Consider the following 20124-nt stretch of genomic DNA (forward strand, 5'->3'; position numbering starts at 1 on the left):
GCCCCGCGGGCACCCCGCGTCACTCGGGACGCGGGGTGCCGAACAGCTCGATCGCCCGCCGGACCTCGGTGAGGGCACCGGCCAGGGCGCTGACGGAGCCGAGCGCCCCGGCGATGACGAGCAGGCCGCGACGCAGCCGCAGGACGTCCGGGACGCCGGCGGCCGCGGCGGCGGCCAGCGCGGAGAGCTCGTCCTCGGCGATGTGCCGGTCCGGTAAGTTGGCGCGGTACCCGGCGAGTTCACGGCGACAACGGGCGACCGCGGCCCGCAGGGCGGTCACCCTCGGGTCGAGGGTCCCCTCGTCGTCGACCGCCGCGCGGGCGGCCATGTCCTTCACCACAGATACGTCCCCCACAGGTAGGCCCCCGGAGATTCCCATGGACGGCCGGCCCCATCCGGTCCGCCGTATCGGGGAGGACAGTAAACGCGACGGAGCGCTTCCCCCGCTATACGGAGAGCGAAATCCGCCGTAACTTCCTGCCTCCCGTGACGACTTGCCGACATTAACGTCCGGGGGCCGCGGTTCGGTTCCAGTCCACGAGTTCCCAGTGCCCCGCGCCGTCACGCCGCCAGCGGGCCATCGAGGCGTTGACCACGCGGGCGTCGCCCGGCGGCGGGGGCCCGAGCAGCCGGCGCAGCGCCAGCACCACCGCGTCGTGCGTGACGAGCAGCAGGGGCGGCCCCGGGCGGGCGACGGCGTCCGCCAGGAAGTCCCCGACGCGGGCCTCGACATCCCGCGGCGACTCCCCGCCCGGCGGGCGGTAGTCGGCCTCAGCCTCGCGCTCGCGCCGCCGCGCCTCCTGCGGGAAGCGCTCGCGGACCCCCTGCGGGGTGAGCAGTTCCAGCAGGCCCATGCCGCGGTCCCGGAGGCGTTCGTCGTAGGTGACGGGCGGCCGTTCGCGGCCCGCGGCCGTACCGACCTCCTCGACGGCGCGCAGGGTCTGCCGGGCCCGCTCGAAGGGCGAGCAGCGGACGCGGCCGGGTGCCTCGGCGTCCGGCAGGGCCAGCAGGTCGCGGCCGAGCCGGGCCGACTGCTCCCGCCCGAGCGCGGTCAGTGCCACGTCGGCGTCCCTGACCCCGTCCAGGGACCTGCCGCGGGCGAAGGCCGCGTTCGCCTCGCTCTCGCCGTGACGTACGGCGATGATCCAGCGCGTCATGGCCGGTCCTTTCCCCCGCTCCCCGTCCACGGTATCCAGGGGGCATGGAACGCGACGCGGGCACGGGCGCCGTCGCCGGGCTGCTGCTGGCGGCCGGCGGGGGCAGGCGGCTGGGCGGCCGCCCGAAGGCGCTGCTGGAGTACGACGGCCGACCGCTGGTCGAGCACGCGGCGCGGGCGCTGCGCGCCGGCGGCTGCGACCCGGTGCACATCGTGCTGGGCGCGGCCGCCGCGCAGGTGCGCCGGCAGACCGCCCTGGACGGCTACGCCGTCACCGTCAACCCGTACTGGGAGCAGGGCATGGGCTCCTCGCTGCGCGCCGGCCTGGAGGCACTGGCGGGCACCGGCGCGCCGGCCGTGGTCGTGGCACTGGTGGACCAGCCCGGGATCGGCGCCACGGCGGTGGCCCGGGTGGTGGCCGCCTACGCCTCGCCGCGCACCCTCGCCTGCGCCACGTACGGCGGCCGGCGGGGCCACCCGATCCTGCTCGGCGCGGCCCACTGGGCGGCGATCGCCGCGAGTGCGGTCGGGGACCAGGGGGCACGCTCCTACCTGAGGCGGCACGAGGAGGCGATCGCACACGTCGAGTGCGGGGACGTCGCGGTCCCCGCCGACATCGACACCCCGGACGACCTGTGGCTGCTGGCGCACCCGCCGGAGCCCCCTGCACCGGGTGCCACAAAATGTTGAACTTCCACCATGCAAAAACTATGCTCCACCCAGCAGAAGCGCCCGTACGGTCGGCGCGCCTCGCAGCCGAAAACCGCCCCGTCCGGCACCCCGTGCCAGGGCCGGAGCGCGGTGGCCGCCCGGCTCCCCCGGCCGCACGGCACCCCTCATCGGCAAGAGGAGAGTCAGGTTCATGTCCGCACCAGGGACCGCACCGCACGCCGTCGTCGCCGACACCGCACCCCCCGTCGAGCGCGCGGAGGAGGTGCTCACCGACGCGGCGCTCGCCTTCCTCGCCGAACTGCACCGCCGGTTCGCGCCCCGCCGCGCCGAACTCCTCGCCAAGCGCAAGGACCGCCGCGCCGAGATCGCCCGCACCGGCACCCTGGACTTCCTCCCGGAGACCGCCCACATCCGCGAGGGCGACTGGCGCGTCGCCGACGCCCCCGCCGCGCTCGACGACCGCCGGGTGGAGATCACCGGCCCCACCGACCGCAAGATGACCATCAACGCCCTCAACTCCGGAGCGCGGATCTGGCTCGCCGACTTCGAGGACGCCTCCGCCCCCACCTGGGAGAACGTCATCGGGGGCCAGGTCAACCTCATCGACGCCTACGAACGCCGCATCGACTTCACCTCCCCCGAGGGCAAGACCTACGCCCTGAAGGACGAGCCGGAACTCGCCACCGTCGTCACCCGCCCCCGCGGCTGGCACCTCGACGAGCGCCACCTGACCGTCGACGGCGAGCCCGTCCCCGGCGCCCTCGTCGACTTCGGCCTGTACTTCTTCCACAACGCGCGGCGCCTGCTCGCCAAGGGCAAGGGCCCCTACTTCTACCTCCCCAAGACCGAGTCCCACCTCGAAGCCCGCCTGTGGAACGACGTGTTCGTCTTCGCCCAGGACCACCTGGGCATCCCACAGGGCACCATCCGCGCCACCGTCCTCATCGAGACGATCACCGCGGCCTTCGAGATGGACGAGATCCTCCACGAGCTGCGCGACCACGCCTCCGGCCTCAACGCGGGCCGCTGGGACTACCTGTTCTCCATCGTCAAGAACTTCCGCGACGCCGGCGAGCGCTTCGTCCTGCCCGACCGCAACGCCGTGACGATGACCGCGCCCTTCATGCGCGCCTACACCGAACTGCTCGTTCGCACCTGCCACAAGCGCGGCGCCCACGCCATCGGCGGCATGGCCGCCTTCATCCCCTCCCGGCGCGACGCCGAGGTCAACGCGGTCGCCTTCGAGAAGGTCAAGGCCGACAAGGACCGCGAGGCCCACGACGGCTTCGACGGCTCCTGGGTCGCCCACCCCGACCTGGTGCCGATCGCCCGCGCCTCCTTCGACGCCGTCCTCGGCGACCGGCCGAACCAGAAGGACCGGCTGCGCGAGGACGTCCACGTCACCGCCGCCGACCTGCTGGCCGTCGACTCCCTGGAGGCGAAGCCCACCTACGAGGGACTGCGCAACGCCGTCCAGGTCGGCACCCGCTACATCGAGGCATGGCTGCGGGGCCTGGGCGCCGTCGCCATCTTCAACCTCATGGAGGACGCCGCCACCGCCGAGATCTCCCGCTCCCAGATCTGGCAGTGGGTCAACGCGGGCGTCGTCTTCGCCGACAACGGCGAGAAGGCCACCGCCGACCTCGTACGCTCCCTCGCCGACCGGGAACTCGCCGCCATCCGCCAGGACATCGGCCAACAGGCCTTCGCCGCGGGCCGCTGGCAGCAGGCCCACGACCTGCTGCTGAAGACGGCACTCGACGAGACCTACGTCGACTTCCTCACCCTGCCCGCGTACGAACTGCTCGACTGACCCTCCCGCGTGGGGCCCCGGCACGACCGGCCGGGGCCCCACGCGTCACCCCCGCCGAACCATCCGGCCGTCCCGGGAAAACACACGCACCGGGTCAGGGGGCGCTGGCATGATCGTCGGCATGCCAGCACCACGACCCCGCGCCGTGAGGCCCAGCCTGTACATCTCGGTGGACGTCGAGGCGGACGGGCCCATCCCCGGCCCGTACTCCATGCTCAGCCTCGGGGCCGCCGTCGCGGGGCGGCAGGACGCCGACGGCTTCACCCCCGCCGACCCCGAACGGGACACCTTCTACCGCGAACTGCGCCCGGCCGGGACCCAGACCGACCCGCGGGCACTCGCCGTCAGCGGCCTGGACCGCGCACGCCTGGCCGCCGAGGGCAGCGAACCGGCCGCCGCGATGGCCGAGTTCACCGCATGGGTGCACACCGTCAGCGAGGGCGCCCAACCCGTCATGACCGGCTACCCCGCCGGGTACGACTGGATGTTCCTGTACTGGTACCTGATCCGCTTCACCGGCTCCAGCCCCTTCGGGCACTCCGGCTGCCTCGACATGAAGACGCTGTACGCGACCAAGGCCGGCGTCCCGCTGCGCGCCGTCGCCAAGGGCACGATGCCCCGCGAACTGCTCTCCCGCCGCCGCCACACCCACCACGCCCTCGACGACGCCGTCGAGCAGGCCGAACTCCTCGCCAACCTCATGGCCTGGAAGGGCACGCCACATGCCCTTTGACCACAACGACCACTACCACCGGCTGCTCCTGCGCAAGGTCCCGCCCGGCGCGCTCACCGCCCTGGACGTCGGATGCGGCACCGGCCGCTTCGCCCGGCGCCTGGCCGCCCGCGGACTGCGGGTCGACGCGATCGACGCCTCCCCGGAGGCCGTGGCCGCGGCCGGGACCGCGCCCGGGGTCACCTTCCGCGTCGCCGACATCACCCGCGTGGACCTCCCCACCGCCCACTACGACCTCATCACCTGCCTGGCCAGCCTGCACCACGTGCCGTTCGCCACGGTCACCGCGCTGCGCGCCGCACTCGCCCCCGGCGGGACCCTGCTCGTCCTGGGCTGCTACCCCGAGCGCACCCCCGCCGACTGGGCGGTGAGCCTGGCCGCCGTCCCCGTCAACGCCGCCGCCCGGCTCGCCGTCGCCGCCGCCGACCGGATCCGCGGCCACGAACCGCAACCGGTCCGGGCCCCCGTACACCCACCGGGCACACCCCTGCCGCAGATCCGCGCCGAAGCGGCGCGACTGCTGCCGGGCAGCCGCATCGGACGCCTGCTGTTCTGGCGCTACCTGCTGGCGTACCACGAAGGGACGGGCGGCTGAGCCACCCGTCCGGCCCGCTCAGGCCTGGCCGGTGTCGAAACGGCTGACCTTGCCGTCGTCCACGGTGAAACGCCACTTGGTGCGCATCTCGCCCCACGCGTCATTGCGGTAGTCGGCGATCAGGGTGAGCCCCGCCGAGTCCTGGGACTGCACGTCCATGTGGCCGTGGGACTCGAAGATCTCGCGGTCCGCCCACTCCTTCAGGTTGCGGTCGGAGCCGTCGTCGGACATCGTCGCGTTCTCGCTGAGCGCGGCCTCGAAGGCCTCGCGGTCCCCGGCGTTCACCGCCGAGACGAAGGCGCGGACGGCCGGCTCGTTGAGGGCGTCGGTGCGGATCATCGCTGCTGCTCCCTGTGCTCACGGGTCGTGCCCCCAGCCTCGCCCGAGCGGCCGCGGCGCGCTACCCGGAGCCCGGCGACCACCCCGCCGTTCACCCGCGGGGACCGCCACGGCTGGCCCGGCGACGGGACCACGGGGACCCTGGGATCCAGTCCGGCGACCCGAGAGCGACGGCAGGAGCACACGCGTGGCGAGTGGGGGCGAGGACCTCACCGACGAAGGACGCGACGTACTGCGGTACGTCCGGCTGCTCCCCGTCGTGCTGCTCGTCGGCGGCTTCCTGGTCGACTACCTGACCCCCGCCCAGTTCAGCGCCACCGCCTTCTACTCCGTGGCCCCCATGCTCGCGGCCCCCCTGATGTCCCTGACCGGCACCGTGCTGGTCGGGCTGGGCGCCATCGCCGCCGACGCGGGCATCCTCAGCCACTTCGGCTACCTCAGCGGCCCCGGCGGCATCAGCGAACTGCTGTCGATCAGCGCGGTCGCCGTCGTCGCCGTGTTCATCAACCGCCTGCTCCACATCCGGGACGTCCGGCTGCGCTCCGCCCGCAGCGTCGCCGCCGCCGTGCAACGGGCCGTGCTGCCCGTGCCGCCGCGGCGCGTCGGACCGTACCGCATCGCCGCCCGCTACGAGACCGCGGAGGCCGAGGCGGAGATCGGCGGCGACCTCTACGCCGTCCAGGAAACGCCCTACGGGCTGCGCTGCATCATGGGCGACGTACGCGGCAAGGGCATGGCGGCCGTGGAGGCCGCCACCGTGGTGCTCGGCGCGTTCCGCATGGCCGCCGACGAGGAACCCACCCTCGCCGGGGTGGCGACACGGATGGACCGGGCGCTGTGGCGCGAGGCCGAACGCCGCGAGGGCATGGACCGCCTGGAGTGGTTCGCCACCGCCGTCCTCGCCGAGTTCCCGCCCGGCGGCACCGCACTGCGCCTGGTCAACCGCGGCCACCCGCCCCCGCTGGTGCTGCACCACGGCACCGTGCGCTACGCCGAACCCGCCGGTCACGCCCTGCCCCTGGGCATGGGCCTCGGCGACGTGACCGACGAGGCCGACACGGTCCCCTTCCCGCCCGGCTCGGCCCTGCTGATGCACACCGACGGCGTCACCGAGGCACGCGACGCCGGCGGCACCTTCTACAACCCCGTCACCCGGCTGGCCGGGGTGCCGTTCGCCGGACCCGCCGAACTGCTCGACGCCCTCCTGGACGACGTCCACGCGCACACCGGCGGCCCCCGCAGCGACGACATGGCGCTCCTGGCGGTCTGCCGGGACTGAACCGCCCGGCTCGGTGGCGTGGAGGCGCCCGCGGCACGAGCGGTTCTCGACCCTCGCATTACTCGTCTCCGCCCGTGTGTCACCGCCGGCCCCTACCCTGCTGCCGTGAACGCGCCCGCCCTCCGCCAGCTCCGCGCCGCCCTGGAACGTGCCCTCGCCGACCCGCACATCGCCACGTCCCGTTCCCGGGAGGAACGGCTGAGGAAGGCCACCGCCGTGCTGGAACGGGCGGCCGCCGACGTACCGCCGCAGGCGCTGCGCAGCCTCGACGACCTGTTCGACGACGCCGTCCTCGGGCACCCCGGCCGGCCCGGGACCGTGCTCGGCCGCATCGCGGCGGGCCTGTACCGCACCCGGGCCGGGCAGCTGGGCAGGGAGCTCACCCCCGCGAGCCAGCGCGACATCATGGACGGCATCGCGGACCTCAACCGGGCCGCCGGGCGCCCCGCGTTCGGCTGGCAGGCCCGCGGGATGCGCCCGTGGTCCAAGCACACCAAGGAGCCCCTGGACTTCACCGGGCACATCGTGCTGCGCCGGGCGCTGAGCACCCCCGTGGAGCCGCGCCGCGAGCCGTACCGGCTGCGGCTGCTGGCGGCACTGGAGGTGCTGTGGGCGACGGCGGTGCCCCGCGAGGGCCTGGTGGCCGCCGACGTCACCGACCTGTCCGCGCAGGAGTCCCGCATCCGGCTCACCGTGAACCTGCCCGGCCGGACCGCCGCGACCCGGCAGGAGTTCACGCTTCCCCGGTCGGCCCGGGCCGCGCTGCGGCTCTGGCTGCCGGTGCGCCGGGAGGTCGTCGCCTTGCACCTGGACGCCGGGCCCGACCACCCCGCCAACCAGGCCCTGTTCGTCACCCTGCGGCACACCGTGGCCGAACCGGCCTCGGGCGCCGCCCGGATGGTGCCGCCCGGCATCCGCATCACCGGGAACGGTCTGGAGACCGACTACAGCAAGTGGGCCCGCAGGCTCAACGGCGACCACGCCGGGCAGAAGGGCTGGCCGGTGCCGACGGACCTCTACACCGTCGCCCGCGGCGGCGCCGTCCGGCGCGAGGCCCAGGGCCGCTCCCAGGGCCGCGGCCCGGCGGCCCGCTAGACCGGGCACGAGCGGCCGCGGCACAAGCGGCCGGGGCGCAAGCGGCCCGGGCACGGCGAACGCCGGGCCCCGCCCCGGGCAGGGCGGGGCCCGGCACCGGCCGGGGGGCCGTCCCTCCCCCGGCCGGGGTCAGCGGGAAGACCGCGGCGGTCAGCTCGCCAGGCCCGCGATCCGCGCGAGCCGCCGGGCCTCGTCACGGGTGGCGCGCGCGATGGCCCCCTCGTCGGCGGTGACGAGACGGCCGTCCTCCACCACCGGCCGGCCGTTCACCAGGGAGAGGGTGACGGGGGCCGCCGCGCCGAGGACCAGCGCGGCGATCGGGTCGGCGATCGAGGAGTGGGCGAGGGTGTCCATCCGCCACAGGACGAGGTCGGCGAGCTTGCCCGGCTCCAGGGAACCGATCTCCGCGGCCCGGCCGAGCACCTGGGCGCCGCCGTACGTGCCCAGCCGCAGGGCCTGACGGGCGGTCAGCGCGGCCTCGCGGTGGGCGCCGAGGCGGTTGATGAGCAGCGCGTTGCGCAACTCGGTGTGCAGCTCGCCCGATTCGTTGGACGCGGTGCCGTCCACGCCGAGGCCGACCGGGACGCCTGCGGCGAGCATGTCGGGGACGCGGGCGATGCCGGCGGCCAGGCGGGCGTTGGAGGACGGGCAGTGGGCGACACCGGTCCGGGTGCGGGCGAAGGCGGCGATGTCGGAGTCGCCCATGTGGACGCAGTGCGCCATCCACACGTCCTCACCGAGCCAGCCGGTGGACTCGAAGTAGTCCGTCGGCCCCATGCCGAACAGCTCCTTGCAGAACTGCTCCTCCTCCACCGTCTCGCTGCCGTGGGTGTGCAGCCGCACGCCCTTGCGCCGGGCGAGTCCGGCGCCCTGGCGCAGCAGTTCTGTGGAGACCGAGAACGGCGAGCAGGGCGCGACGGCGATCCGCGTCATGGCGTCGGAGGAGGGGTCGTGGTGCCGGTCGATCGTCTCCTCGGTGGCGGCGAGTGCCTCGTCGAGGGTCTCGACGGCGAAGTCCGGGGGCAGGCCGCCGTCGGACTCGCCGCGGTCCATCGAGCCGCGGGCGAGGGTGAAGCGCACACCCATGTCCGAGGCGGCCCGGATGATGGAGCCGGACAGGTCGCCGGTGCCGCGCGGGAAGACGTAGTGGTGGTCCATGGCGGTGGTGACCCCGCCGCGGGCCATCATCGCCAGGGAGCCCTGGGCGGCCGCGTGGGTCATCCGCTCGTCGATGCGGGCCCAGACGGGGTAGAGGGCGACGAGCCAGTCGAAGAGGTTGTGGTCGGTGGCCAGGCCCCGGGTGAGCCACTGGTAGAAGTGGTGGTGGGTGTTGACCAGGCCGGGGGTGAGCAGGTGGCCGGTGCCGTCCACCCTCCGTACGACGCCGTCGAGTGCGGCGGGGGCGGGGCCCGCGCCGACGGACTCGATGCGGTTGCCGGCGACGACGACGTGGCCGGCCGGGTGCTCGGTGCCGTGCGCGTCGACGGTGGCGACGGCGCAGTTCTCGATGACGATGCGCTCTGCTGGGGCGGTCATGGCGGGGCCTCTCAGTCCGTCACCGGGATGCGGGGCTCGGCGCCGTCGCGCAGGACCGTGCCCTCGATGAGGCCGTAGGGGCGGTCGGCCGCGAAGTACACCGCGCTGTCGGGGGTGTCGTTCTTCAGGCCGAACGGCTCGAGGTCGACGAGGAAGTGGTGCTTGTTGGGGAGCGAGAGCCGCACCTCGTCGATCTCGGGGCGGTGCTCGACGACCCGGTCGCCCATCGCGTACAGCGTCTGCTGCAGGGAGAGCGAGTAGGTGCCGGCGAAGGCGTCGAGGAGGTGGCGGCGGACCTCGGCCCAGGACTCCTCCCAGGGCGGGACGGGGTCCTCGTCGCGGGTCCAGCTGAACCGCCAGCGGGCGCTGACCTCGGTGGCGAGGACGCGGTCACGGGTCTCCGGCAGCGTGGTGTAGCGGTCCTTGACGAAGCCCCAGAACTCGGAGTCGGTGGTGTTCATGACCACGAGGTCCTTCAGGCCGGAGACGACCTGCCACCGCCCGCCGTCGAAGGTGACCTCGGTGGTGCGGGTCTCGCGGCCGCCGCGGACGAAGGAGTGCTCCTGCGTGATCCGCTCCCAGGCGTACTCCTCGATGCGGATCCTGGCCCGCTCGATGGACCCCTGGCTCGTGACGAAGTGCCGGGCGAGGCGGATGCCGAACTGCTCGGGGGAATCGATGCCGTACTGCTTGGCGAAGGCGAAGACGGTGTTCTTGGTGGTGTCGGTGGGCAGTACGGCGGCGTTGCTGCCGGAAGTGTGGACGTCCTCCATGGCGCCGGAGAGGGCGACCGAGACGTTGAGGTCCCTGACGTGGTGGGTCCCGCCGTCGCGGGTGACGCGGACGACGCGGGTCTCCGCCTTGCCGTACTGGTTCTGGCCGAGTCGGGTGGGCGACATGTCGGTGCTAGCTCCCTCGGTATACGGAATAGCCGAACGGGTTGAGCAGCAGCGGTACGTGGTAGTGCTCGCCCGGCTCGACGGCGAAGACGATCGCCACCTCCGGGAAGAAGGCTCCGCTGTCCCTGGTGCGGGGGGCGTCCTGCTGGTCCTCGGCTCGACTGCGGTGGGCGGTGCTCTGACGGGAGAGGTAGGGCTCGGTGGTGAACTCCAGCCGTACGTGGCTCGTGCCCTGCGGCGGGTCGGGCAGGTCCTTGCAGCGGCCGTCGGCGTCGGTCGCCGAGGCGCCGTGCGGCACCCAGGGGGCCCCGCTCCCGGTGCGCACCGACAGGGCGACGGCGACGCCCCGCGCGGGGCGGCCGGCGCTGGTGTCCAGGACGTGCGTGGAGACGGAGGTCATGAGGGGTCCTCTGCGGCGGTCTCGACGAGCCGGGTGAGCCTGATGCGGTTGATCTTCCCCAGTTCGGTGCGGACGATCTCGCGCTCGGTGCCGGTGTCGTTGCCGATGCGTTCCTCGAGCGCGGCCAGCATCTGGTCCCCGGTCCTGCCGGTGGCGCAGATGAGGAAGACGTGGCCGTGCCGCTCCTGGTAGGCGAGGTTCAGTGCGAGCAGTTCCTCGCGCTCGGAGTCCCGTACCCCGCCCTGTTCGCGGGCGGAGACCGGGTCGCCGGGCCGGGGGCGGCCGATCGGCGGGTGTCCCGCCATCGCCTCGGCCAGATCACCGGCGGTGAGGCCGGCCGTCGCGGTGTCGGAGGCGGCGAGCAGCGCGTCGAGGCTGTCGTACGGGCGGGCCGCCATGACGGCGGCACCCCAGGAGCGGCTCGCGCAGACCTCGTGCAGCAGCGCGACCGCCTCCGGTCCGCCGGCGGCGTTGAACCGGGCCAGGCCCGGGGATGGGCTGGAAGTCACAACGGCACGCTAGGAGCCCCCACCACGTGACGTCAACAGTTTGTTGAAAAATGGCGCCGATGACGCCCGGACGGACGCCTCGGGACGGCTAGCGGCCTTCCTTCGCCGCGTTCTCCCTGTTGAGGTAGTTGTAGACGGTGAAGCGGCTCACGCCGAGCGCGGACGCGACCGTCTCCACCCCGTGCCGCACCGAGAAGGCCCCGCGCTCCTCCAGGATGCGGACGACCGTCTGCTTCTCCTTGCGCCCGAGCTCGGACAGCGCCTTGCCGTGCCGGCGCTCGAGGTCGGCCAGGATGTGGTCGAGCGAGTCCGCGAGGTGCGGCAGCCGTACGGCGACCACCTCCGCGCCCTCCCAGCTGAGCACGACGTCGTCACCGCGCGCTTCGCCCGGGGGCACCAGTTCGGCGCCCATGGCGTCGGCGAGCGGCTTGATCGCCGCGCTGAACGGATGCTCGACCGGCCCGGTCACCGGTCCGCCTCCCCCACGACGTTGACCTGCAGCGACACCCGGGTCGCACCGGCCTCCAGGGTGCGCCGCAGCAGATCGCCGACCACCGCGACCACCTGCTCGGTACCGCCCTCGGCCGAGTTGCCGAAGGGCCCGACGTCGACGGCGTCCAGCCCGGCCGCCTCCAGGACCTCACGCCCCACCACGGCGTGCCGCGGGGGCTCGTCCAGGTCGAACGGCTCGGTGGTGAATTCGAGTTTCAGGCGCACGCCCACAACCTAGCTGGTCAGCGGCTTTCCGGGACATCCCTCTTGACAGCCGCCCGCCGGCTCATGGAGTCTTCCGTTAAGTAGAAACTAATTTCCGTAATACGGAAGGGCGCATGTGATGGGCTTCGACTCCACGCGCTTCGATGTGAACCTCTCGATCCTCTTCACCGAACTCCCGCTCCTGGAGCGCCCCGCAGCGGCCGCCGCAGCCGGCTTCTCCGCGGTCGAGCTGTGGTGGCCGTGGACCCGTATGCCGACCCCTCCGCAGGCCGAACTCGACGCCCTGCGCGGCGCGCTGGAGGAGGCCGGCACCCAGTTGGTGGGGCTGAACTTCTACGCGGGCGAACTGCCCGGCCCCGACCGCGGCGCCCTGTCCGTGCCGGGCGAGGAGTCCGCGCGCTTCCGCGCCAACATCGACGTCGCCGCCGACTTCGCCCGCTCGGTGGGCTGTACGGCGCTGAACGCGCTGTACGGCAACCGGGTGGACGGCGTGAGTCCCGAGGCGCAGGACGAGCTCGCCCTGGAGAACCTGGTCCGGGCCGCGCACGCGGCCGACCGGGTCGGCGCGGTGCTGCTGGTCGAGGCCCTCAACAAGCCCGAGTCGCCGCGCTATCCGCTGGTGAGCGCGGCCGCCGCGGTCGAGGTGGTCGACAAGGTCAACGCCGAGACCGGCCTGGGCAACGCCAGGTTCCTGCTGGACCTGTACCACCTGTCGATGAACGGCGAGGACCTGCCCGCCGCCATCGACGCCCACGCGGACCGCACCGGCCACGTCCAGATCGCCGACGACCCCGGCCGCGGCGCGCCAGGCACGGGCTCGCTGCCGCTGTCCGCCCTGCTGGACCGGCTGCGCGACCGGGGCTACGACGGCTGGGTGGGGCTGGAGTACAAGCCGGGCCCGCGGGGCAGCGCCGCCTCCTTCGACTGGCTCGCCGACGCCGACAAGTAATCCGGAAAGGACATCATGACCACCGCACTTCCCGCGATCGCGTGGATCGGCCTCGGCATCATGGGCTCCCCGATGTCGGAGAACCTCATCAAGGCCGGGTACTCGGTCACCGGCTACACCCTGGAGCAGGACAAGCTCGACCGCCTGACCGCGGCCGGCGGCACGCCCGCCGCCTCGGTCGCGGAGGCGGTGAAGGACGCCGACGTCGTCGTCACCATGGTCCCCGCCTCCCCCCAGGTGGAGGCCGTCGCCTACGGCGAGGACGGCATCCTGGCGAACGCCCGGCCGGGCGCGCTCCTGATCGACATGTCGTCGATCACCCCGCAGACCTCCGTCGACCTGGCGAAGGCCGCGGCCGAAAGGCACATCCGGGTCCTGGACGCCCCGGTCTCCGGAGGCGAGGTGGGAGCCGTCGAGGCGGTGCTGTCGATCATGGTCGGCGGCGCACGGGCCGACTTCGACGAGGCGCGGCCCCTCTTCGACGCCCTCGGCAAGACCGTCGTCCTGTGCGGTCCGCACGGCGCCGGCCAGACCGTCAAGGCGGCCAACCAGCTGATCGTCGCGGTGAACATCCAGGCGTGCGCGGAGGCCGTGGTCTTCCTGGAGAAGTCCGGCGTCGACCTGACCGCGGCCCTGGAGGTGCTGGGCGGGGGCCTCGCCGGATCCACGGTGCTGACCCGCAAGAAGCGCAACTTCCTCGACCGCGCGTACGCCCCGGGCTTCCGCATCGACCTGCACCACAAGGACATGGGCATCGTCACCGACGCCGCCCGGAACGTCGGCGCCGCCCTGCCCGTCGGCTCGGTCGTGGCGAACCTCGTCGCCTCCCTGCGGGCCCAGGGCGACGGCGGCCTGGACCACTCCGCCCTGCTGCGCGGCGTGGAGCGCCTTTCCGGCCTCCCGGTCACCGACTGACCCCCGACTTCCGGGCGGCGGCGCCCCGACCTGTCCTGTCGCGCCCGATGGGGCGCCGCCGCCCGGAACCACGAACGTCCGCGCCGCCGAGAACTTCTGAGGGGTAGGTCGAGGCGGCGCGGACCGGTTCCCGCCCGGGGACCCGTTCCGCGGCCGGGCCGGACGTTGAACGGGTCCCCGGGCGGCTTCGTGCACCGGCGCGACCGGGACGGCAAGACGGGTGCACGACGGGCTCCCCGTGCGGGACCATGGACGCCAGGACCGTCCCGGCGAGCACCCCTGCACCGCCGCACCGCCGCACCGCCGCACCGCCCAGGAGTCGCGAACCATGGCAGAGAGCGTGCCCGTGCGCTGTCCGGCGTGCCGCCGGGAGCACGCCTACACCTCACCCACCTTCCCCTGCGCCTGCGGCACACCGCTGGCCCTGCCGATCCTGCGCGGCGGCGTCCCGCTGCAGATCCGCCACCGGTCCTGGGACGACTCCTGGGTGGCCATGCGCTGCCCGGACTGCGGCCGCGACGAGCAGTGGCCGCAGCCCGAACTCGGCTGCGACTGCGGGGCGGTGGTCCGGCTCCCGGTGGACACCCGGGCCCTGCGGATGCCCGAGCGGCGCCCCGTCCCCCCGGTGCGGCAGGCCGGCCCCGGGCCCGTGGCGCCCGCGCCGCGGCCGCCGTTCCGGCCGGTGACCATCCGTACCGCGCGGGACGCGGTCACCGCCGCCGCGCAGTACCTGAAGTGGCTCGGCTTCGCGGGCGTACGCACCGCGGAGGACCGCTCGGCCAACGGCATCGACCTGCGCGGCGAGGGTGTCGTGGCCCAGGTCGACCCGACGACGCGGCCGACACCGCTGCGGGAGGTCGAGACCCTCTGGCTCAACTGCCTCAACGAGGACTCCACCGGCGCGTTCTTCTCCCTGGCGGGCTACGCCCATGACGCGCGGCTGCGCGCGGACCGGCTGGGGGTGCCGCTCTTCGTCATGGACCTCACCGGCACGCCGCAGCCGGTCAACGACGCCGCCGACGTCCTGATCAGGACCGGCCCGCACGCCACGCCCTGAGCCGGGACGAGCTCAGCCCCGCCCTTCACCGTCCGTGGTCACTCGGGTCGCGCGACCGCCGCTCCCGGGGGAGTATCGAGAGGTTCCCCCTCCGTACGGCAACCCCAGGACTACGTCAAGGACGCAGCGATGTCTACGGCCCTTCTGAAGCGCAAGCTCGACAAATCCTTCCGCCGTCTGGACACGGACGGCAACGGATATGCCGAGCGCGCCGACTTCCAGGACGTCGGCGCGCGGCTGATCCACGGCTTCGGCATGTCCCCCACCTCGCCCAAGGGAAAGGCGGTGGCGGTACGGCTCGACGCCGTCTGGGCGGAGCTGGCGGCGTACGCCGACAGAGACCGTGACGGGCGGCTGTCCTCCGCGGAGTACCACCACGGCATGACCAAGGCCTTCATCGAGGGACCGGCCTTCGACCCGGTCTTCCACCCGGCGGCCGAGGCCGTCGCCCATCTGTGCGACACCGACGGCGACGGCCACGTGGTGCGCGGGGAGTTCGAGGTCCTGCAGCGGGCCTTCAACACACCCGTCACGGACATCGCCGCCGCCTTCAACCGCATCGACACCGACGGCGACGGGTGTGTGAGCACGGCCGAGCTGGTGGCGGCCATCCGCGCCTACTACATCGGCACCGACCCCGAGGCCCCCGGCAACTGGCTGTTCGGGCCGCTCTAGCGAACTGCCGGGGCCCTCCCGGAGCGGTCGTGGAGCCCGGCCGCCGCGCCCGGGAGGTCAGGACGGGGCGGCCGGTGGCGCGGTCGAGCCCGGGTTCAGGTGCTCGTGAGCGGGATGATCTCGGTGGGCGCGTGGCCGGGTTCGGTGGCCAGCTCCTCGAACTCCACGACGTTGCCGATGTCGTTGGTGACGCTCATGGCGATGTTGGTGACCCGTTCCAGGATCGCCTCGACGACGACCGGCACCCGGTACTCGGCCGCGAGCTTCTTGGCCTGCTCGAAGGCCGCGCCGAGCCCGGCCGGGTCGGTGACCCGGATCGCCTTGCAGCCCAGGCCCTCGGCGACCTTGACGTGGTCGACGCCGTAGACGCCCAGCTCGGGCGAGTTGACGTTCTCGAACTCCAGGTTGACCTCGAAGTCGATGTCGAACGCCCGCTGCGCCTGGCGGATCAGGCCCAGGTAGGAGTTGTTCACCAGGACGTGGACGTACGGGATCCGGTGCTGCGCGCCGACCGCGAGCTCCTCGATCATGAACTGGAAGTCGTAGTCGCCCGAGAGGGCCACCACCGGCGTCCCCGGGTCGGCCTTGGCCACGCCCAGGGCGGCCGGCACGGTCCAGCCGAGGGGGCCGGCCTGGCCGCAGTTGATCCAGTGGCGCGGCCGGTAGACGTGCAGCATCTGCGCGCCCGCGATCTGGGAGAGGCCGATCGTGGTGACGTAGCGGGTGTCGGGGCCGAAGGCGCGGTTCATCTCCTCGTACACGCGCTGCGGCTTGATGGGGATGTCGTCGAAGTGCGTACGGCGGTGCAGGGTCGCCTTGCGCTCCCGGGCCGAGGCGGCCCAGGCGCTGCGGTCGGGCAGTTCGCCGGCGGCCTCGAGTTCGGTGGCCACGTCGACGAAGAGCCGCAGCGCGGCGCCGGCGTCGGAGGCGATCCCGTAGTCGGGCGCGAAGATCTTGCCGATCTGGGTGGGTTCGATGTCGACGTGCACGAAGGTGCGGCCCTCGGTGTAGACGTCGATCCGGCCGGTGTGGCGGTTGGCCCAGCGGTTGCCGATGCCCAGGACGAAGTCGGACTCCAGGAAGGTCGCGTTGCCGTAGCGGTGCGAGGTCTGCAGGCCGACCATGCCCGCGTTGAGGTCGTGGTCGTCCGGGATGGCGCCCCAGCCCATCAGGGTCGGCACCACCGGGGTGCCGGTCAGTTCGGCGAACTCCACCAGCAGACCGGCCGCGTCGGCGTTGATCACCCCGCCGCCCGCCACGATCAGCGGCCGCTCGGCGGCGGTCATCATGGCGAGCGCCTTCTCGATCTGACGGCGGGTGGCGGCCGGCTTCCAGACCGGCAGCGGCTCGTACGTCTCGGGGTCGAACTCGATCTCGGTGAGCTGGACGTCGACCGGCAGGTCGATCAGGACCGGGCCGGGACGCCCGGAGCGCATCAGGTGGAAGGCCTTCTGGAAGACGCCGGGGACCTGGGCCGCCTCCAGGACGGTGGTGGCCGCCTTGGTCACGGGCGCGGCGATGGCCGCGATGTCCACGGCCTGGAAGTCCTCCTTGTGGATCACCGCGGTGGGCGCCTGCCCGGTGATGCAGAGGATCGGGATCGAGTCGCCGGTCGCGGAGTAGAGGCCGGTGATCATGTCGGTGCCCGCGGGCCCCGACGTGCCGATGCAGACGCCGATGTTGCCGGGGGCGGTGCGCGTGTAGCCCTCGGCCATGTGCGAGGCGCCCTCCACGTGCCGGGCCAGCGTGTGCTGGATGCCACCGGAGGCCTTGAGGGCGGCGTAGAAGGGGTTGATCGCGGCGCCGGGCACGCCGAACGCGGTGTCCACGCCCTCGCGCTTGAGGATCTCCACTGCCGCTCGGGCGGCGGTCATTCGAGGCATTCGGTCACTCCTGCGTCGTCCTGCGGTCCAGGTTGTCGCGCCCGGTGCTCTGTATTCCACATTACGGAAGTCTTCTTTTGTTATGCGGAACTACTGTGAACATAGGGCGCCCCCGGCGCGCGGGTCAAGAAGGAGGCCTGAAAGCCGTTCCGTAATGGGGTCGATCGATGTCGGTACCAACCAGTAGGGTTCCGCTCGCCCTTCACATCGGCTTCACACGGACCCCAGGTGATCTCCTTGACCACGCCGACGCCGTCGCCCGCGCAGTCCCAGCCTCCGTCCCCGCCCCAACCCCAGCCGCAGGCACAGGCACAGGCGGTGCCGACGGCCGCTCGGCCGAGGCCGCTGCCGCCCTTCGGGCAGGAGGTGCCCGGCTACGGACGCTCCTGCCTGTTCTGCGGCTCGGTGCCTGCGGTCCAGGCGACCGTCCGGGGCCACCAGGGCATGGTCGTGATGATGCGCTTCCTGAAGGTCCGGGCCCCGTTCTGCCGGCGCTGCGGCATCGCCAAGCACCGCGAGATGGTCTCCAACAGCCTGGTGCAGGGCTGGTGGAGTCCCACCTCGATGCTGTTCAACCCGCTCACCCTGCTGGTCAACCTGTTCCAGCGCTGGAAGATCAACCGCCTGCCCGAGCCGGTCCCCGGCGCCCCCGGCACGCCCGCCGACCCCGGCCGGCCGATCCTGCTCCGCCCCACCGCCCTGGGCCTGCTGATACCCGTCATCCTCATCGGCGGCGGCTGGCTGGTGCTCCACGACGACGCCGAGTACGCCGAGGTCGGCGACTGCGTCCACAGCAGCGGGGACGTCCTCTTCCCGGACGTGTCGGTCGTCGACTGCGGTTCCGCGAAGGCCGAGTTCGAGGTCGTCGGCCGCTTCGACGACACCACCGACACCGGCCGCTGCGACGTCTACGCCCGCACGGTGGCCACGTTCCGGGCGGAGCACGGCTCGACCAAGTACGTCCTGTGCCTGGCGCGGAACGACAACACCTGACCGCCGCCCGCGCTGGCCGCCGGACCGGGCGTCAGCCGCGGCTCCACTTCTGGTCGTCCGCGCCGGTGCAGCTCCACAGCCGCAGCCTGGTCCCGTTGACCCCCGGCGAGTCCTCCGCCTCCACGCACTTGTCGGCCTGGACGTTGACCAGGTCGTGAGCGGCGTTGAGGCGGAACTGCTGGGCGCCGGTGCCGTTGCAGTCCACCAGCTGGACGGCCGCGCCGTCGTCCCGCGAACCGCCCGCGATGTCCATGCACTTGCCCCGGGAGCGGATGCTGCCGTCCGGCTCGATCTGCCAGGACTGCGCCGCGCTGCCCGTGCAGTCCCAGATCTGCAGCGGCGAGCCCCACGGGGGGCTGCCGTCGATGCAGCGGCCCGAGTCGTGGCTCCGGATCGCCGTGCCGGAGCCCGCCGCGGAACGCGACGGGCCGGCGGCAGGATGCTGCGTCGCTCCCCCGCTCGTGGCGCCGGCCGTGGCCTTGCCCCCGGTCGCGCTCGGGGTGGCGGTCGAGCCGCCTTGGGAACCGGCCTCCGGCGACCGCCGCCCGGTGTCCCCGGGGGACGGTGACCGCCCGCCGGAGGGACTCGCGGTGACCGGGCCGGCCCCGGGTGCCGCGTCGACCGGGCCCTCGTCCGCGAGGGTGGCGGCGGCCGGGCCGCGGTCCTGATCACCCGGACCCCGCACGAGGAACGGCACGCAGACCAGCACGCCGACCGCGAGACCCGCGCCGACCAGCAGGAGCGGGCGGGACCACCCGCGGCGCGCACGGGACGGCGCGGGCTCAGCCGCGGCGGGCGTCTGCGGGCCCGCCCCCGCAGCCGTCGCCGCCAGGTGCTCCTCGCCGTGCGCGGGCGCGGGCACGGTACGGGACGCGAAGGCGAGCCCGGCCGCGAAGCCGTCCGCGTAGGAGGATTCCGGTTCCGCGGCCTCCTCGGGCCGATCGGGAAGGGCGGCGGCCTGCCTGGCCCGCAGCGTCGGGGCGTCGCCGCCGGTCCAGTCCGGGGGGTTCCGGCTGGTGGTGGCGGATGCGTCGGCGATCGCGGACGTCCTCCGGGTCCGCCGTGGCAGCACCGTACCGGCGGGGGACGGCGCCGCCGGGGTCTCGTCGGCCGCCGGCGCCGGCCCGTCGGGAGAAGCCGTCATGAATCCTTCCAAACCCAGATGTGCACAAAACAGCCCCGCCGCGTGGGCCGGGGCTGCTTTCGGCACACCGTCCCCCAGGGGCATCCGTGCTGCGCGGTCACCCGGAACAGGGCTTGCGCGGCAGCGCAGCTCGCACCCTAGCAACCGCTCCCGGCCGTGACGACGCGCCTGATGACGGCACTGTGGCTGCCCGGTGAACGGAGGTTGCCCTGTGGGCGACGGTGTCCCTCAGGGCCTGCGGCGGTGGGGTTCCCAGGTGCGGCGGACGTCGTTCCACAGGTAGCGGGTACCGGCGCCCTCGGCGCCGCCGGTCGTCGCCCAGACGCCCTGCGGGTGGTCGCCGAGGGTGCCGGTCCAGGCGATCTCCAGGCCGGCGACCTCCGGATGGCCGAGGTCCAGCCGCTGGAACTGGGCGACCGCCTCGACCGGCAGCAACGGGTGCACCTGCACCCGGGTGCGGGAGCCCTCGTCCTCCAGCCGCAGCACCCCGCCGCCCTCGCGCCGGACCGAACCGAGCTTCTGCACCGCCGCGATGAAGGCGGCCGCCATCTGCTCCTCCTCGGTGGCCGCGCGCCGCCGCCAGAAGCCCCGGCCGCCCATGCGCGCCGCGGTGATCTCGCCGAGCCTGGTCCCCACCGCCTGCATGAACGAGCTCAGCAGGACCACCCCGCCCGCACCGACCACGGCGGACACCAGCTCCGGGATCGCGGACTGGTCGCCGCTCCCCGGCCGGACGTCCTCCCAGTGATCCATCCCCGTCGCCCC

Annotated in this window: 23 protein-coding genes; 11 read left to right on the forward strand and 12 right to left on the reverse strand. The window is 73.5% G+C overall.

From position 1 onward, the window contains the following. Window positions 1-19: 19 nt before the first annotated feature. Together ACFV3E_RS15510 and ACFV3E_RS15515 are read right to left on the reverse strand one after the other, a co-directional pair. Window positions 20-328: a DUF5955 family protein gene (locus ACFV3E_RS15510; protein ID WP_499514733.1), complete on the reverse strand. Its 309-nt coding sequence runs from the start codon at window positions 326-328 to the stop codon at window positions 20-22. A gap of 175 nt (window positions 329-503) precedes the next feature. Then, window positions 504-1157: a histidine phosphatase family protein gene (locus ACFV3E_RS15515; protein ID WP_500535154.1), complete on the reverse strand. Its 654-nt coding sequence runs from the start codon at window positions 1155-1157 to the stop codon at window positions 504-506. 44 nt (window positions 1158-1201) lie between these two features. On the opposite strand from ACFV3E_RS15515, the gene ACFV3E_RS15520 reads away from it, so the two are divergent. The 4 genes from ACFV3E_RS15520 to ACFV3E_RS15535 all read left to right on the forward strand — a co-directional run bounded on the left by ACFV3E_RS15520 (window position 1202) and on the right by ACFV3E_RS15535 (window position 4969). Then, window positions 1202-1846, forward strand: a complete 645-nt coding sequence (locus ACFV3E_RS15520) for a nucleotidyltransferase family protein (protein ID WP_500535155.1) — start codon at window positions 1202-1204, stop codon at window positions 1844-1846. 172 nt (window positions 1847-2018) lie between these two features. Then, window positions 2019-3641 carry a malate synthase A gene (gene aceB, locus ACFV3E_RS15525; protein ID WP_500535156.1) on the forward strand — a complete coding sequence of 541 codons (1623 nt, stop codon included), beginning with the start codon at window positions 2019-2021 and terminating at the stop codon, window positions 3639-3641. A 121-nt stretch (window positions 3642-3762) separates the two neighbouring features. After that, a complete protein-coding gene (locus ACFV3E_RS15530) occupies window positions 3763-4374 on the forward strand; it encodes an exonuclease (protein ID WP_500535157.1) in 612 nt (203 codons plus the stop codon). Next, a complete protein-coding gene (locus tag ACFV3E_RS15535) occupies window positions 4364-4969 on the forward strand; it encodes a class I SAM-dependent methyltransferase (RefSeq protein ID WP_500535158.1) in 606 nt (201 codons plus the stop codon). Before ACFV3E_RS15530 ends, ACFV3E_RS15535 begins: the two co-directional genes overlap by 11 nt. A gap of 18 nt (window positions 4970-4987) precedes the next feature. Here ACFV3E_RS15535 and ACFV3E_RS15540 read toward each other — a convergent pair whose 3' ends face one another. Continuing rightward, on the reverse strand, window positions 4988-5308 hold the full coding sequence (locus ACFV3E_RS15540; protein ID WP_500535159.1) for a nuclear transport factor 2 family protein: 321 nt from the start codon (window positions 5306-5308) through the stop codon (window positions 4988-4990). Between the two features lie 187 nt (window positions 5309-5495). On the opposite strand from ACFV3E_RS15540, the gene ACFV3E_RS15545 reads away from it, so the two are divergent. Next, on the forward strand, window positions 5496-6587 hold the full coding sequence (locus ACFV3E_RS15545; RefSeq protein ID WP_500535160.1) for a PP2C family protein-serine/threonine phosphatase: 1092 nt from the start codon (window positions 5496-5498) through the stop codon (window positions 6585-6587). 105 nt (window positions 6588-6692) lie between these two features. Continuing rightward, window positions 6693-7682: a hypothetical protein gene (locus ACFV3E_RS15550; protein ID WP_500535161.1), complete on the forward strand. Its 990-nt coding sequence runs from the start codon at window positions 6693-6695 to the stop codon at window positions 7680-7682. Window positions 7683-7832: 150 nt separating this feature from the next. On the opposite strand, the gene ACFV3E_RS15555 is transcribed toward ACFV3E_RS15550, so the two are convergent. From ACFV3E_RS15555 to ACFV3E_RS15580, 6 genes are all read right to left on the reverse strand, one after another. Further along, the gene (locus ACFV3E_RS15555; protein WP_500535162.1) at window positions 7833-9218 is read right to left on the reverse strand and encodes an 8-oxoguanine deaminase; all 1386 of its coding nucleotides are present in this window, start codon (window positions 9216-9218) and stop codon (window positions 7833-7835) included. Between the two features lie 11 nt (window positions 9219-9229). After that, complete coding sequence (gene pucL, locus ACFV3E_RS15560; protein WP_500535163.1) at window positions 9230-10117, reverse strand: factor-independent urate hydroxylase; 888 nt, start codon at window positions 10115-10117, stop codon at window positions 9230-9232. 7 nt (window positions 10118-10124) lie between these two features. After that, the gene (gene uraH, locus ACFV3E_RS15565; protein WP_500535164.1) at window positions 10125-10517 is read right to left on the reverse strand and encodes a hydroxyisourate hydrolase; all 393 of its coding nucleotides are present in this window, start codon (window positions 10515-10517) and stop codon (window positions 10125-10127) included. Further along, a complete protein-coding gene (uraD, locus tag ACFV3E_RS15570) occupies window positions 10514-11026 on the reverse strand; it encodes a 2-oxo-4-hydroxy-4-carboxy-5-ureidoimidazoline decarboxylase (protein WP_500535165.1) in 513 nt (170 codons plus the stop codon). Before uraD ends, uraH begins: the two co-directional genes overlap by 4 nt. A gap of 88 nt (window positions 11027-11114) precedes the next feature. Further along, a complete protein-coding gene (locus tag ACFV3E_RS15575; protein ID WP_499514720.1) occupies window positions 11115-11495 on the reverse strand; it encodes a helix-turn-helix domain-containing protein in 381 nt (126 codons plus the stop codon). Further along, window positions 11492-11743 (reverse strand): YkoF family thiamine-binding protein, encoded by a 252-nt coding sequence (locus ACFV3E_RS15580; RefSeq protein WP_499514719.1) that lies wholly within the window; start codon window positions 11741-11743, stop codon window positions 11492-11494. The genes ACFV3E_RS15575 and ACFV3E_RS15580 overlap by 4 nt, the downstream gene beginning before the upstream one ends. Window positions 11744-11861: 118 nt before the next feature. Here ACFV3E_RS15580 and ACFV3E_RS15585 point away from each other — a divergent pair, with 118 nt between their 5' ends. The 4 genes from ACFV3E_RS15585 to ACFV3E_RS15600 all read left to right on the forward strand — a co-directional run bounded on the left by ACFV3E_RS15585 (window position 11862) and on the right by ACFV3E_RS15600 (window position 15339). After that, window positions 11862-12692, forward strand: a complete 831-nt coding sequence (locus ACFV3E_RS15585; RefSeq protein WP_500535166.1) for a TIM barrel protein — start codon at window positions 11862-11864, stop codon at window positions 12690-12692. Between the two features lie 15 nt (window positions 12693-12707). Further along, window positions 12708-13607 (forward strand): 2-hydroxy-3-oxopropionate reductase, encoded by a 900-nt coding sequence (locus tag ACFV3E_RS15590; protein ID WP_500535167.1) that lies wholly within the window; start codon window positions 12708-12710, stop codon window positions 13605-13607. Between the two features lie 328 nt (window positions 13608-13935). After that, window positions 13936-14664 (forward strand): hypothetical protein, encoded by a 729-nt coding sequence (locus ACFV3E_RS15595; RefSeq protein ID WP_500365281.1) that lies wholly within the window; start codon window positions 13936-13938, stop codon window positions 14662-14664. Between the two features lie 129 nt (window positions 14665-14793). Further along, window positions 14794-15339, forward strand: a complete 546-nt coding sequence (locus ACFV3E_RS15600) for an EF-hand domain-containing protein (RefSeq protein WP_499514715.1) — start codon at window positions 14794-14796, stop codon at window positions 15337-15339. Between the two features lie 95 nt (window positions 15340-15434). Here ACFV3E_RS15600 and gcl read toward each other — a convergent pair whose 3' ends face one another. Then, a complete protein-coding gene (gene gcl, locus ACFV3E_RS15605) occupies window positions 15435-17222 on the reverse strand; it encodes a glyoxylate carboligase (RefSeq protein WP_500535168.1) in 1788 nt (595 codons plus the stop codon). Between the two features lie 237 nt (window positions 17223-17459). On the opposite strand from gcl, the gene ACFV3E_RS15610 reads away from it, so the two are divergent. Next, a complete protein-coding gene (locus tag ACFV3E_RS15610; protein ID WP_500535169.1) occupies window positions 17460-18215 on the forward strand; it encodes an LppU/SCO3897 family protein in 756 nt (251 codons plus the stop codon). Window positions 18216-18246: 31 nt separating this feature from the next. Here the strand turns inward: ACFV3E_RS15610 and ACFV3E_RS15615 are convergent, their stop codons facing one another. Both ACFV3E_RS15615 and ACFV3E_RS15620 read right to left on the reverse strand, forming a co-directional pair. Beyond that, complete coding sequence (locus ACFV3E_RS15615; protein WP_500535170.1) at window positions 18247-19359, reverse strand: ricin-type beta-trefoil lectin domain protein; 1113 nt, start codon at window positions 19357-19359, stop codon at window positions 18247-18249. 228 nt (window positions 19360-19587) lie between these two features. Beyond that, window positions 19588-20112 (reverse strand): hypothetical protein, encoded by a 525-nt coding sequence (locus tag ACFV3E_RS15620; protein WP_500535171.1) that lies wholly within the window; start codon window positions 20110-20112, stop codon window positions 19588-19590. Window positions 20113-20124: the final 12 nt, after the last annotated feature.

The sequence above is a fragment of the Streptomyces sp. NPDC059718 genome (genome assembly GCF_042733315.1).
Classification (GTDB): Bacteria; Actinomycetota; Actinomycetes; order Streptomycetales; family Streptomycetaceae; genus Actinacidiphila.

What these genes read in the sequence shown, in the direction of transcription:
- ACFV3E_RS15510 (WP_499514733.1), bottom strand. Translation starts at nt 328, where the DNA reads ATGGCCGCCCGCGCGGCGGTCGACGACGAGGGGACCCTCGACCCGAGG.
- ACFV3E_RS15515 (WP_500535154.1), bottom strand. Translation starts at nt 1,157, where the DNA reads ATGACGCGCTGGATCATCGCCGTACGTCACGGCGAGAGCGAGGCGAAC.
- ACFV3E_RS15520 (WP_500535155.1), top strand. Translation starts at nt 1,202, where the DNA reads ATGGAACGCGACGCGGGCACGGGCGCCGTCGCCGGGCTGCTGCTGGCG.
- aceB (WP_500535156.1), top strand. Translation starts at nt 2,019, where the DNA reads ATGTCCGCACCAGGGACCGCACCGCACGCCGTCGTCGCCGACACCGCA.
- ACFV3E_RS15530 (WP_500535157.1), top strand. Translation starts at nt 3,763, where the DNA reads ATGCCAGCACCACGACCCCGCGCCGTGAGGCCCAGCCTGTACATCTCG.
- ACFV3E_RS15535 (WP_500535158.1), top strand. Translation starts at nt 4,364, where the DNA reads ATGCCCTTTGACCACAACGACCACTACCACCGGCTGCTCCTGCGCAAG.
- ACFV3E_RS15540 (WP_500535159.1), bottom strand. Translation starts at nt 5,308, where the DNA reads ATGATCCGCACCGACGCCCTCAACGAGCCGGCCGTCCGCGCCTTCGTC.
- ACFV3E_RS15555 (WP_500535162.1), bottom strand. Translation starts at nt 9,218, where the DNA reads ATGACCGCCCCAGCAGAGCGCATCGTCATCGAGAACTGCGCCGTCGCC.
- pucL (WP_500535163.1), bottom strand. Translation starts at nt 10,117, where the DNA reads ATGTCGCCCACCCGACTCGGCCAGAACCAGTACGGCAAGGCGGAGACC.
- uraH (WP_500535164.1), bottom strand. Translation starts at nt 10,517, where the DNA reads ATGACCTCCGTCTCCACGCACGTCCTGGACACCAGCGCCGGCCGCCCC.
- ACFV3E_RS15585 (WP_500535166.1), top strand. Translation starts at nt 11,862, where the DNA reads ATGGGCTTCGACTCCACGCGCTTCGATGTGAACCTCTCGATCCTCTTC.
- ACFV3E_RS15590 (WP_500535167.1), top strand. Translation starts at nt 12,708, where the DNA reads ATGACCACCGCACTTCCCGCGATCGCGTGGATCGGCCTCGGCATCATG.
- ACFV3E_RS15595 (WP_500365281.1), top strand. Translation starts at nt 13,936, where the DNA reads ATGGCAGAGAGCGTGCCCGTGCGCTGTCCGGCGTGCCGCCGGGAGCAC.
- ACFV3E_RS15600 (WP_499514715.1), top strand. Translation starts at nt 14,794, where the DNA reads ATGTCTACGGCCCTTCTGAAGCGCAAGCTCGACAAATCCTTCCGCCGT.
- gcl (WP_500535168.1), bottom strand. Translation starts at nt 17,222, where the DNA reads ATGCCTCGAATGACCGCCGCCCGAGCGGCAGTGGAGATCCTCAAGCGC.
- ACFV3E_RS15615 (WP_500535170.1), bottom strand. Translation starts at nt 19,359, where the DNA reads ATGACGGCTTCTCCCGACGGGCCGGCGCCGGCGGCCGACGAGACCCCG.
- ACFV3E_RS15620 (WP_500535171.1), bottom strand. Translation starts at nt 20,112, where the DNA reads ATGGATCACTGGGAGGACGTCCGGCCGGGGAGCGGCGACCAGTCCGCG.